The following is a 12,270-nucleotide window of genomic DNA, read 5'->3' as shown; positions in this document are numbered from 1 at the left end:
TGTCTCCTTTGTCGGTGGCCCGGTGTGTTCAGGACAGGAACTCGTCCAGCTCCCGCAGCAGTTCCTCGACGTGACCGAGGGAGCCGACGCTCGCCCAGGTGATGTCCGGCTGCTTCGCGTCTGCTTCGAGCTTGCCGCGAATGCCCTCGATCAGCCGGGCGATATTCTCCTGCTTTTCTCGGTACGCCTTGAGTGCCTGCTGGCGGTTTCTGTCGTAGGTCATGGCCTGCCTCCGGTTCCGTTTTCGTGGATGCGGGACCATCCCGCGTCACATCCAATGACGCTTCTATTTCGTTGGAAATCAAGTGTTTGCAGAGATCTTTCTGCATGTGCCCCAAACCCATAACCCAAAGGAGATCAACATGTTGAAGAAGACCCTCGAATGGACCATCCCACTGGCGCTGGCCGGGATCATGACCGGCTGCGCCACCTACCGGCCTCCGGCCCAGATCCAGTCGGCGGTGGCCACCGTCAACCGCCACACGCCCGAGTACGTGACCGAGGCCAACAAGGCGCTGCGCGAGGTCGGCCACCCGGACGCCGAGCGCCTGACCGGAGTCGGTCTGCGCCTGCAGACCGCCGTGGACGCCCTTGACCAGTGGGCCAACGGCTCGAACCGGGAGGCAGGCCAATGAAAGAGATCCTTCAGGAAAACAGCGATGCCGTTCGCCAGGCCGGTGAGGCCCTGGTCGAAATCGGCACCGAACTGGCGGCGGGACGGATCGAGAACGCCCTCGGCCGTCTGGAAGCGGCCCAGCAGCAGTACCGGGCCTGGGCGGAGTTGGACCAGGCCATCATCGACATTCAGGAGGCTGTCCACGACAGGAAGAACACTCTGGCTGTGCAGCAGATCCTGACGGAACTGGTGGGCACCATCCTCGGCAGCGCCTTGAGGACGGGAATGCACTGATGGCGGTAACCGACAAGGAGCGCAAACTTGCGGCGACCCTGAGCGATCCCGTGTTGTGGGGGCAAGCCTACCTCTACAACCGGGATGGCTCAGGCCGCGACTATTGGCCGCATCAGGTGGAGGACCTGCGCTGCCCGGCCAAGAACATCATCCACCTCGACGGCCGGGACGTGGGCAAGTCCATCGTTCTCTCGACCGACGCGCTCCATTACGCCTTCACCACCCGAGGCGGCCAGGGCCTCGTCGCGGCTCCGCACCAGGGGCACCTCGATACCATCATCGAGGAGATCGAGTTCCAGCTCGACACCAACCCGGATCTGATGAACAGCATTGCCCTGACCAAGTACGGCAAGCCCAAGATCCACCGCAAACCCTACTTCAGGCTGGAGTTCACCAACGGTTCGGTTCTCTATTTCCGCCCGGCCGGGGCCTATGGCGACGCCTTCCGGTCCTTGCATGTCGGCCGCGTCTGGGTCGATGAAGGAGCCTGGCTGACCGAACGGGCCTGGAAGGCGCTGCGCCAGTGCCTCAAGGCCGGGGGAACCCTGCGCATCTACTCCACGCCCAACGGCCTGCGCGACACCACCTATTACCGGCTCACCTCGTCGGATCAGTTCCATGTGTTCCGCTGGCCGTCCTGGCTCAATCCCCTGTGGACCGAAGACCGCGAAGCCGAACTGCTGGAGTTCTACGGCGGCCGCGACAGCTCCGGCTGGCAGCACGAGGTGGCCGGTGAACACGGCAAGCCCTCCTACGGGGCCTTCAATGTCGAGCAGTTCAACCTCTGTCGGCAGGATCTGCTGGAGTATCAGAAGATCGTCATCACCGATTCCGAGCTACGCGATTGCGACACCGAGGAAGCGGCCCACGACCGGCTGGAGATGCTGCTCAACCTCACTCCCCGCAGCGGGCAGTTCTGGGTCGGCGGCGACCTGGGCTACACCAACGACCCCACCGAGATCGTCGTATTTCAGGAGATGGAGATCGGCGAGCGGACGCTGCTGAAGATGATCCTGCGCGTGCATCTTGAACACGTTTCCTATCCGCACATCGCCCAGATCATCGCGCTGCTGGAGCGTTACTACACCCCGGCTGGCATCGGCGTGGACAACGGCGGGAACGGTCTGGCGGTGGTTCAGGAATTGCTCACGCTGGACAAGTACAAAGGGCTGGAGCTGGAAGGCAGGCTCAAGGGATACGACTTCGGCGGCATGACCCGGCTGGCGGTGCGAGACGGCAAGGAAATCAAGAAACGGACCAAGGAGCTGATGACCAGCCTCATCAACGGAGCCCTGCAGCGTAAGCAGGTCATTTTCCCCTCGGACGACCTGGAGGTGGAAGACCAGTTCACCACCCACACCTACACCCTGCGGGACGGCAAGATCATCTATTCCAAGGGCAACGACCACATCATCGACGCGGTGCGCTGCGCCATGCTGATCCGGGAGGAAGGCAACCTCGACCCGGTCGGTGAAGAGGTGGTCTCGCTCAAGCCGGTGCTCACCAATCCGGTCTTCATCTGATCGCATCCTCCGACGCTTTCCACCCCGCTCCGGTAAGTAACCGGCATCGAGCCGGATTCGGCCCACACGGGCCGGATGTGCGGCTGTCATGGCCGAAACTACCGAGAGGATCACGTGGAAAGCACCGCCCATCAGGACGAACAACCCGAAAGCCTGGACACCACCGGCTTTGTCATCGCGCCGATGGCAGCAGCGGCCGCGCTCGACTCGGCCGCCTTCGCCAAGGTGAACGCCGCCGAAGCGATTCCGGCCACCTGGGAAGAACGCGCCCGTAAGGCCTGGGAATACTACGTCGAGGAGCCGCTGGTGAAGAACTGCGTCAACTCCTGGCGCACCTTCGCCGTGGGCGACGAGATCAAAATCACCAGCGATGACGAGACCCTCAAGGAGCAGGCCCTGGAGGCCGCCTGGCGGCTGAACGTCTCGCAGTTCATCAAAGACATGGTTCTTCAGCTCCTGGTGAAAGGCGACGCCATCGGCTTCAAACGCTTCACCAAGTCCGGCCAGGACATCGAGGAGCTGGTCTGCGTCAACCCGGTTTCGGTCAAGGTCAAATACGCCCAGGGCGAGCTGATCGAGGCCCGGCAATTTCCCGAGGACACACCCGGCGGCGGCGAATCCATTCCGCTGCCCGTCGAGCAGGTGGTCCACCTCAAATGGGACGCACCGGCCTTCTCGCCCCGAGGCAACTCCCTCGTGCTTCCCGCCTTTCAAGCCATCGAACTGCTGCGCGACTACCGCCGGGCCGAACAGGCCATCGCCAAGCGCTGGGCCACGCCGTTCCGCCTGCTCAAGGTGGGTGGCGCGTTCGGCCAGAAGATGGTGATGCCGGACCAGCGGATGCTCGAACAGGTCCGCGACATGGTCAACAAGATGGACATGAAAAGCGGCCTGGTGGTCCCGTTCTACGTCAACGTCGAAACCCACGGCACCGACGGCCAGGTCCTCAACGTCGAGGACAAGGTCAAGGAGGTGAAGGAAGACATCGTGGTGGCCTTGGGGCTGTCACGCTCGCTGGTGACCGGCGACGGTCCGAACTTCGCCACCGCCTCGGTGAGCATGCAGAAGATGATGGTCATGATCCGCGAGATCAAACAGGCCGCTCGAAAGCTCCTCGACTGGGTGTTCGACGACTGGATGGAACTGAACGGCCACGGCGACAAGAGCATCCAGTTTATCTTCAACGACCTCGACCCCAGCGACGCGGTCGATTTCAAGAAGCTCCTCATCGAACTCTACGACCGCAAACTCATCAGCCGCTCCAGCCTCCAGCTCAAGATGGACCTGGACCCGGACATCGAGGCCGCCAACCGCGAGACCGAACGCAAACAGATCGACCTGATGGACGAGAAACAGGTGAAGCCGGTGGTGGATATGGTCGTCTCCGGCATTCTCAGCGTGCCTCGCGCCCGGAAGATGCTCGGGATTCCGGCCGAGGATAATGAACCCACGGCGGAGGCGGCATTGGTCTGGTCGGGCGACCTGGAGTCCACCGGCATTGCTGCCGTATGCGACGAGTGCAGCCACTTCATTGCTGACACCAACCACTGCCGGGTCCACAACAGCGAGCGCACCTTCGACGCCCCGGCCTGTCGTTTCATCGACCGCCGGGAGCCTCGCTGATGCCATCGGACCTCAAGCAGCGCATCCAAGCGGCCACCCTGAAAAGCCTGACGGCCCGCAACCGCTACAACGACCAGGTCACGGCCCAGCTCACCCAGGCGCTGAAACAGGCCGAAGACGAGGTCGCCCGCGCCATCCTCCAGTACCGCTCCCTCGGCTCCCTGCCGGATAACAAGCTCGCCGCCCTCAAAGGGCTGGAAAAGCTCCAGCTCGAACTCGACGACACCATGAAACGGCTCAAGCGGGAGCAGACCCTGGTCTTTCGCAAGACAACCAAGGACTCCTTCAAGCTCGGCATCCAGCAGGGAATCGGCGAACTCGCCGACGCGGCGCTGCCGTTCTACGCCGACCTCAAAGCCGAAGGCATCGACAAGCTGGCCACCAAGGTGTTCACCATCGTCGACACCAATGCCCTCGACTTCATGGCGCAGTACAACCTCACACTCGCCGGTGACGTTCACCGCGAACTCGCAGACGGCATCAAGCGCACCATCCTGAACGGCGTCGCCACGGGCAAGGGAGCCGACGACATCGTCCGGGACATGGGCAAGGTGATCATCGACAAGGACTCCTTTCGTCAGGCCGGAAGCCGGGTGTTCAGCAAGGCGCAGTACCGCATGGAGATGATCGCCCGCACCGAGGTCCTCCGCGCCCACAACATGGGAAGGCTCAAGTTCCACGAGCGGGTCGGCATCCAGAAGCTGGAATGGCTGGCCATGGAGGATGAACGGATGTGCCCGGTCTGCGGTGGCCTGGACGGCAAGACCTTTCCCATCGACAAGTTCCCCCAGCAACCCGCGCATCCGCACTGCCGCTGCACCAACATCGTGGCGTGGCCGATGACCGTCTGCGGCAGCGAGATGGCCGCGAAGGCCGCCGCACAGGCATCGCAGGGGGACGCCTGCATTCTCCCGCCCCACGTGCTGGAAGGCATGGCCGACGCCCAGGCCAAGGAGAACGCCAAGCTCAAGAGCGCCTTTGAAAACGGCGACATTGCCGACCTCGGCTCGCTGACGGTTAAACAGCTCCAGACCCTGGCGAAACAGAACGGCGTGGCCATTGCCCGGACCAAGGCCGATTTCATCAAGCTGCTCGACCTGGCCGAACCGGGGATCGATCACGGTGACCTGGCCGGAGCGGCGCTCAGCGCCAAGCTCAAGGAACACAAGATCGGCCTGCTGCGGACCAAGGAAGAACTGGTCGAGCTGCTCGGACTGAAACAGGCGGAACTCAAACAGGCCAAGCTGCTCGCAGCCCAGATGGCGAAGATCCCGCCCGCCGAGGGGCTGGAGGGCATGACCGCCCAGCAGCTCAAGGAGATGGCGAAGGAGAACGGCATCTCCCTCAACATGACCAAGCAGGAGACCATCGAGCTGCTGGACAAGCTGGAGCCCGGCGTGGATCACAGCGGCCTGATGGGCAAGGAACTCGCGGCGGCCAAACAGAAGCACGGCATCGGCATCCTCAAGAACAAGCAGCAGCTTGTCGAGGCGCTGATCCGGCTGGCGACCGAGGAAACGCTGAGAAAGTGGATTCTCCGGCAGATCCGGGACCGATAATGAAACCTTGCCGAAAGAGGCTTTGGACCATGAATGGACGGGGAAGGCAGTAGTTGTTCAGTCCTTGTAAGGTCCGAGGAATCGCTCTCCGTTGAAATGAATCAGATGGGAAGGGGCGTCAGCCACCCATACTTCCGTTTCCCAGGCGATTTCTCCAAGATACCGCCCCATGAGAGAACGGTTTGGAAAGGCGGTGACATAGACAAGCCCCGCTTTGGAATTGGCGAAAAGCTGTGACAGTTCCGCATGTCTTTTGCCGTCCACAGGGCCGTGACTGGTAACGGATTCAACGAGTAACAGCCAGTTTCTTTTCGGACAGAACAGAACGACATCGGGCATTTTCCCGTGAGAATCGACACTGATGCCAAGATCGGAGAGCAAAGGCGCATCGAAATATCCCCATTTGTCACCGGTATCGCCAGCATAGATCAGCACGCCGCCGGGAACGAATCGAGGCCCGAACTCCTCAATAATGTCTCGTATCAATTCGCTGTGCTCGCCGGGACTCAGGGTGATCTCCTTGCCCTTGGCGATTTTCACGGGAACCCGATTTTGCTCCCGTTCCATTGCGTAACGCGCCGCAAGGGTTTCGCGGTCGGCAAGGTAGGACGTCAGGTTGTCATGCCACATCGAAGTACCGAAGGAACGTAGCAACTCCAGAACGGTATCTTCGATCTGGTAAACGGCCTTGGGGCTGTTTACAGGCCGGTTGGGTTTGTCTGGATTGTAGAGTGCGATTCCTGCATCCACGAACTGATGCATGGTTTGCCGCCTGACGGTTTCCCGAGTATTTGGGGCGTACTCTTTTTGATAGTGCTCACGCGCCCAATCCATGATGGGCGTTATCCCCATCAACGGTTTTTCAGACTCCTTCCACTTCTTGCCGGGTGTGAGATTCAACAAGGCAAGAAGACAGAGCGCGGAACGTTCGTTCTGCTGCGCCCTCGGCATTCCAAGAGCTACCAGGATATTGATCGCGTCACTGATTTGCTTATGGTTGTTGGTCTGGTTCATTCCGCAATTCTCTCCATTTCTTCGTCGATCATATCCTGAGTCAACTCCCCTTGCTTGATTGCCCATTGTCCGAGTTCAATGAGGGCCTTGCGGCTCGGGTACTTCATAAGTTTAAGATCGGTTGCATTGACTTGTGTGTGGCCGCTGAACCGCCGGAAGTTGTCATCAACAGCCGTTGAATTCAGAAAGACGGAAAGCCCTCTTGCAAGGGCCTCTGTTAGCGGCCCTTTATTGCTATGGAAAACATTGAGGTGATTTTCCAAGCCAAGCTTCTCCACTCCACCAAACACCGCAGGGGCAACAACGCTCGCCACAATTCTCCGCCTTTCTTCTTTTGATGAAAAACGGCGCACCACAGTATAAAAGCCATTCGGATAAAGCCATTTTTGCGTTTCCTTATTGCACAGAATCGCATTGGGCTTTTTCCCTCCTACTATCGGCCATTGCATGGACTGTCCCTTGAAATGACATGGGTACAACAACGGCACTGTTCCGGCTTCAGGCATGGCTTTCAAGTGATCCTTCATGCGAAAATCCACAACCGGACCGGTTGAAACCTGTATGCCAAGTTGCGAAAGCGAGTAGTTAAATGCTTTCGCATCGTCCAGAAAATCAGCTTCCGGTGTCGCCGGGATATGAATAAAAAGTTCTTTGTCATCCTCGCGGACAATTTCTCTGAATTGATAATCGGAAATGAATGTGTCGGAGAATGTATCGTCGGTGGAAGTCGAGACAGTGACACCTTTTTGCAGACCACCTTTTTCAAGCGCCACGATGATATTTTCCTGAAGAACCTTATCTTCCCTAAACGCCTTGTTTCTGGAGCCAAACAGATGAATGCGCCGCACAGCGGCATGTTTCAGCATGAACTCCCGGAATGGACGATAGTACGGTCCATTGCAAAAACTCCTGGGAATGATTGCAACCAGATATCCGCCTTTTTCCAGTAACAGCAAGGACAAGGCAACGAAAGCTGAATACAGGTTAACCGTTTCAATTCCGGCGGTGCGAAGACATGCCCGGTGGCGTGATGCGCTGGAAATCTTTTTATAGGGAGGATTCATAATGCAGTGCGTGTACTTATCCACCTTTTCAGGCCACAGGCTATTAAGCGAAGCCGCCTTCTTTGATGCTTCGGTTATGAAGTCCTCAGCAATAATGCGCCACGCCACCGAACCACCGCTTTTCGCTGCGGTTATTTCGCACAGATCAAGATTCTTCTCCAGATAGGAACGCATTACCGAGTCTATTTCGTAGGCGTCCAAATCAATACGATAGCCGTTTTTACCTTTGCAGAGATGTTCGACAAAAGCGGATGTCAGACTGCCGACACCTGCTCCGGGGTCCAACAGCCGGATATTCTGACTTGATGGGGCGGGAAACAACGAAGCCATAAACGAGGCAACCGTGGCCGGGGTCATATACTGGCCAAAAGCACTTTTGGTTTCCACCTTGAGCTTGCCGTTTGCAATTTTCCTCGAAGCATCCGCCCGAGACAGAAGATTTAGAGGTTCTTTCAATAAAGCTTCAGGCATGTTGAGCCCCCGTTTTTCGTTTGCTTGGTGCGCTCATTTTTTCGTTCATCCACGCATCGATCCGGTCCCGGTCGAACCGCCACTGGGTTCCGATCTTGGAACCGGGCAGCTCGCCTTTCTGGGCCATCTGGTAGAGCTTGCTGCGGCTCATCTTCAGATAACCGGAAAGCTCCTCGATGGTCAGCCATTTGTCTTGTGGTTCCATGTCAGTCACCGCTTTTCTGAATTCTGTAATAAAACATGATAATAGAAAATAACGAATACCAGGCCGATTTTCAAGCCAAATCTCGGCAACTTCCATAAATTTCCCCCCAAGTCCCGTCCGCTGAAATTCGCCGTCACCCTCCGACACATCGCCGACGCTTCCGGTAAGTAACCGCTGAACGCTCCCCGCAGGTCGCGGAGAGCACAGCAAACTGACCGGAGACGTTGATGGAACTGTTCGCCACAGACCTGGAAAGGCTGGCGTTTCTACTGGAGGCCGATGCGGCGCTGACTCTCGATCCCGACACGCTCGGGTCCGAGGCCGCCGAACAGTCCGCTCCTGAAGAGCTCCCTCCCGAGAAGCGCCCCAAGTACATCACCAACTACATCGGCAGTAAGCAGAAGCTCGTCGACTGGATCTGGAAGCATACCCCGGAGGGCACTGGCACGGTGCTGGATGCCTTTTCGGGGTCTGCGGTCGTGGCCTACATGTACAAGACCAAGGGCCTCCAGGTCATCGCCAACGACCGGCTCCGCTACTGCCACCATGCGGCCAAGGCGATCATCGAGAACAACTCGGTTCGCCTGAGCGAGGACGAGATCGAGGCACTCCTGGCCGACAACGCCAAGGCGGGCAGCTTCGTTCAGGACAACTTCAAGGGCATTTTCTTCGCCAAGGGCGTCCATGCGCTGATCGACACCATCCGCGCCAACTGCGACAAGCTCTCCGGCTTCAAGAAAGACATCGCCCTGTTCGGCCTCGGCAAGACCTGCATGAGCGGCAAGGGTGGCTTCGGCCACTTCTCGTCGTCCACCGATTATGGCCGCCGCCAGGACACCCCCGACGAGTTCAAGGATCGCTTGCGCAAGAACCTGCAGCGTATCAACGCCCTGGTTTTCGACAACGACAAGGAGAACAAGGCATACCGGCAGGACATCAACGACCTGCTGCCGAAAGCCAAGGCGGATCTGGCCTACTTCGATCCGCCCTACGCCACCGAGTTTTCGACCACCAACTACGAGCGGGCCTACCACTTCGTGGAGGGGCTCATGACCTATTGGGAAGGGCTCGAAATCAAGGCCGACACCAAGGTCAAGTATTACGAGACCGACCACAAGACCGTCACCAAGGCCAACGCCAACGAGTTCTTCCAGACCTTTCTCGGTAATGCAAAGCACATCCCGCACTGGCTGATCTCCTACCGCGATCACGCCTATCCCAACGAGCAGGAGATGAAGCGGATCATCGGCTCCTTCGGCAAGCAGAGCCGGATGAGGTCCAAGGATCACCACTACGCCATCACCTCCAAGCTCGGTGAGGCTTCCAACGCCAAGGAGCGTCTGTTCGTCTGCGCTCCCGGGGCCAAGGCCAGCGCCGAGCGGGAGGAAAAACCCGTTCCGATGGCCGCCGCAGCGAACTTCCACACCAGCATCCCCGTGGACATCCAGCTGGGCGAAGGCGAACGCCTCACGACCGAGGCCATGGATGTCGGCTCGGCGGGCGACCCCCAATTCAGCTTCGTGCTCTGTCGCACCGGCACCAACAAGAACGGCGACCACTTCACCGCCGAGGAGTTGTCCGGTCGGCATATGACGGCCGTGAACAAGAAGGTCGATCTGCAACATTCGCAGGAGTTCAACGACATCGTGGGCGGCATCGTCGCCGCCGACTACCTGGAGGACGACAACGGCGGCCGCGTGGAATGCGTCGGTGAGCTGTACGTCCACGACACCCCGGCCGCCCGGCTGGCCTACAAGCTGATGAAGCGCGGGATCATCTCCCAGGTCTCCATGGAATGCGACTACCAGGAAGGCGAATGTTCGGTCTGCCACAAGCGCTTCCAGAACAAGGCCGACTACTGCACCCACCTGCGCAAATTCAAGGGCCGTGATTTCAACGGCCAACCCGTTTTCGAGATTCTGCACGGCGTCACTTTCACCGGACTGGGACTGCTCGACCGCAAAGGCGCGGACGAGAACGCCAGGATTCTGCAGGTGGCGTCCCTTCAGAGCCAGCCCGACCAATCCCAACCCGAAGGAGATTCCACGATGGAAGACAAAACCAAACCTACCGAAGACCCGGCCGCCAAGACTGAATCTGACGCGGCCAAGAAGAAACCGGCCCAGCAGGAAGGCGATCCTGCCCGCGTTTCCGACCTGGAAAAGGAAAACCGGCAGCTCAAGGCCCAGGTCGCCGAGCTGCAGAAGCGCGTCCAGGAATTGGAAGCCGAACAAAAGGCGGCCGCTTGCCGCTCCCGGGCCAAAAAACTGCTCACCCGGCTGGAGAAGCAGGGGCTCTCCTTTGCGTCCGATGAGGACCGGGAAGCCGAGCTGAAACGCCTGGCCGAACTGTCCGACGAAGCCTTCGCCGCCACCGAAGCCGCTTATGAGCGCCTGCCCAAGTCGGCCAAGGCGGACAAGGACAAGGAAGAGAAACCCGCTGACAGCGACCAGGGCGGCAAGCCCGCCGCCAAGGCATCGACGGAAACCCCGCTGCGCAGCGACGCCGGTGTCAGGCCCCACGATGTGGACGACCGCAAGGTGTCGCTCGAGGACCGTCTGCGCGACGGGTTCATGGCCGCTTACCGCAACCGTGTCGGCGAGGACTCTCCCGAACACTCGCAAATCAACGCATAAGGAGGAAACACCATGTCATTCATCAATCCGTGTCACCGCAGCCTCGCCTATGGCGACGGTCACATCCAGGGCGATGGCCAGCTCGGCCAGGTGGTCCGCGTGGTCGGCGACGACCTGTTCGCCGTCAACACCGATCCCACCAAACGCTCCTTCGGCATCCTGATCAAGGATTACGCCGGTGGCGAAATGCCCGGCATCTATTGTGACGGCGGCGTTTACGAGACCGACGCCTTCGAAGGGACCGTCGTCGCCGGAGACGACCTGAAAGTTTCGGCGAGCGGTCGGCTGACCAACGGCGTCGCGGCCGGAGAGCACGTCGTCGCCCACGCCATTTCCGTACAGAGCGGCGTCCTCAAATTCCGCCTGCTCGTCTAACCCAAGGAGCCAACGCACATGAAAACCAATCAGTTGAAGATCCATTCCCAGGAATACATGGAAACCATGGCGCGGCTCATGAGCGAGGCTCTCGAGTCGCCCGAAGGCATGCGGGCGCTTGCCGCCGCCATCGCCGCGCCCATCGAACAGGAGATCAAGCGCAAGGAGATCTCCTCGCTGCTGCTCACCAAGCACACGTTGCCCAAGGGCGAACGTCCGGTCTACCAGAAGAAACCGACCGTCAAGGCCCACTGGATCAGCAAGGACGGCGACGCCCAGGAGCAGGAGGTGGGCAAGGACGAGGTCGAGTTCCCCACCAACCGCATCCACTCCAACCCGATGGTGGACGTTTCCGTCCTCAAAAACGGCAACATCGGCACGCTGATGGACATTCAGACCAGCGCCGCCGACGCCATCCGCAAGGAGATGGACCGCCGCACCATTTCGGTGCTGTCCTCGGCCATCCCGGCGGCCAACACCATCGAGGTCACCGGCGACCTGCTCACCGAGGATGCACTGAACGAGGCCATCTCGATCATCGAGGATCTGGAGCTGTCGGTGAAGTACATCGTCATGCGCGGCCGCCGTTTCAACGACATGCGCGGCTGGAACCTCGATCCCCAGACCAAGCTCGAGCTGCGTCAGAAGGGCGTCATCAAGAACTACGGCACCGGCGGCATTCTGTTGACGGCCTCCATGCCGCTGGACGAGATCATCATCGTCCCGGATGAAGAGGTCGGAAAGATGCCGGTGCGCGAAAACCTGAAGACGGAGTCCATCGATCAGAAGACCCGCTTCAAGACCGGCTGGTTGGTGTGGTCCGAGATCGGTCAGGGCATTACCCGCCCCGACATCATGGCCAAGGTCAAACTGGTTCCGTAATCCGGGAG

Annotated in this window: 12 protein-coding genes; 8 read left to right on the top strand and 4 right to left on the bottom strand. The window is 59.5% G+C overall.

All coding sequences use genetic code 11. The annotated features are described in order from the left end of the window. Nucleotides 1-28: 28 nt before the first annotated feature. Nucleotides 29-223: a hypothetical protein gene (locus V8V93_RS11815; protein WP_011366959.1), complete on the bottom strand. Its 195-nt coding sequence runs from the start codon at nt 221-223 to the stop codon at nt 29-31. A gap of 139 nt (nt 224-362) precedes the next feature. Here V8V93_RS11815 and V8V93_RS11810 point away from each other — a divergent pair, with 139 nt between their 5' ends. The 5 genes from V8V93_RS11810 (at nt 363) to V8V93_RS11790 (ending at nt 5,615) form a co-directional block, all read left to right on the top strand. Then, on the top strand, nt 363-635 hold the full coding sequence (locus V8V93_RS11810; RefSeq protein WP_011366960.1) for a hypothetical protein: 273 nt from the start codon (nt 363-365) through the stop codon (nt 633-635). Then, nucleotides 632-910 carry a hypothetical protein gene (locus V8V93_RS11805; RefSeq protein ID WP_011366961.1) on the top strand — a complete coding sequence of 93 codons (279 nt, stop codon included), beginning with the start codon at nt 632-634 and terminating at the stop codon, nt 908-910. Before V8V93_RS11810 ends, V8V93_RS11805 begins: the two co-directional genes overlap by 4 nt. After that, nucleotides 910-2,433, top strand: coding sequence for a terminase large subunit domain-containing protein (locus V8V93_RS11800; RefSeq protein WP_022661700.1), 1,524 nt, complete (start codon nt 910-912; stop codon nt 2,431-2,433). The genes V8V93_RS11805 and V8V93_RS11800 overlap by 1 nt, the downstream gene beginning before the upstream one ends. Nucleotides 2,434-2,547: 114 nt before the next feature. After that, nucleotides 2,548-4,056, top strand: coding sequence for a phage portal protein family protein (locus V8V93_RS11795; RefSeq protein WP_027189108.1), 1,509 nt, complete (start codon nt 2,548-2,550; stop codon nt 4,054-4,056). Beyond that, nucleotides 4,056-5,615 (top strand): minor capsid protein, encoded by a 1,560-nt coding sequence (locus V8V93_RS11790; RefSeq protein ID WP_235896539.1) that lies wholly within the window; start codon nt 4,056-4,058, stop codon nt 5,613-5,615. The genes V8V93_RS11795 and V8V93_RS11790 overlap by 1 nt, the downstream gene beginning before the upstream one ends. Nucleotides 5,616-5,672: 57 nt before the next feature. Here V8V93_RS11790 and V8V93_RS11785 read toward each other — a convergent pair whose 3' ends face one another. Genes V8V93_RS11785 through V8V93_RS11775 form a run of 3 tightly spaced genes read right to left on the bottom strand, consistent with a single transcriptional unit; the run spans nt 5,673 to nt 8,465 of the window. Next, a complete protein-coding gene (locus V8V93_RS11785) occupies nt 5,673-6,629 on the bottom strand; it encodes a BsuBI/PstI family type II restriction endonuclease (protein ID WP_084458314.1) in 957 nt (318 codons plus the stop codon). Beyond that, a complete protein-coding gene (locus tag V8V93_RS11780) occupies nt 6,626-8,164 on the bottom strand; it encodes an Eco57I restriction-modification methylase domain-containing protein (RefSeq protein ID WP_084458312.1) in 1,539 nt (512 codons plus the stop codon). Before V8V93_RS11780 ends, V8V93_RS11785 begins: the two co-directional genes overlap by 4 nt. Continuing rightward, nucleotides 8,157-8,465: a helix-turn-helix domain-containing protein gene (locus V8V93_RS11775; RefSeq protein WP_235896538.1), complete on the bottom strand. Its 309-nt coding sequence runs from the start codon at nt 8,463-8,465 to the stop codon at nt 8,157-8,159. Before V8V93_RS11775 ends, V8V93_RS11780 begins: the two co-directional genes overlap by 8 nt. A 131-nt stretch (nt 8,466-8,596) precedes the next feature. Here V8V93_RS11775 and V8V93_RS11770 point away from each other — a divergent pair, with 131 nt between their 5' ends. The 3 genes from V8V93_RS11770 to V8V93_RS11760 are packed head-to-tail and all read left to right on the top strand — an operon-like array spanning nt 8,597 to nt 12,262. Next, entirely contained in the window at nt 8,597-11,005 is a 2,409-nt protein-coding gene (locus V8V93_RS11770; RefSeq protein WP_338666820.1) for a DNA adenine methylase, read from the top strand. A gap of 12 nt (nt 11,006-11,017) precedes the next feature. Next, on the top strand, nt 11,018-11,380 hold the full coding sequence (locus V8V93_RS11765) for a hypothetical protein (RefSeq protein ID WP_027182227.1): 363 nt from the start codon (nt 11,018-11,020) through the stop codon (nt 11,378-11,380). An 18-nt stretch (nt 11,381-11,398) separates the two neighbouring features. Beyond that, the gene (locus tag V8V93_RS11760) at nt 11,399-12,262 is read left to right on the top strand and encodes an HK97-fold major capsid protein (RefSeq protein ID WP_022992997.1); all 864 of its coding nucleotides are present in this window, start codon (nt 11,399-11,401) and stop codon (nt 12,260-12,262) included. The last annotated feature ends 8 nt before the right edge of the window (nt 12,263-12,270 follow it).

It is taken from the genome of Pseudodesulfovibrio sp. 5S69 (assembly GCF_037094465.1).
Lineage (GTDB): Bacteria > Desulfobacterota > Desulfovibrionia > Desulfovibrionales > Desulfovibrionaceae > Pseudodesulfovibrio > Pseudodesulfovibrio methanolicus.
Note: the sequence above shows the minus strand (reverse complement) of the source record. Positions and strands in the feature narration are given on the sequence as shown.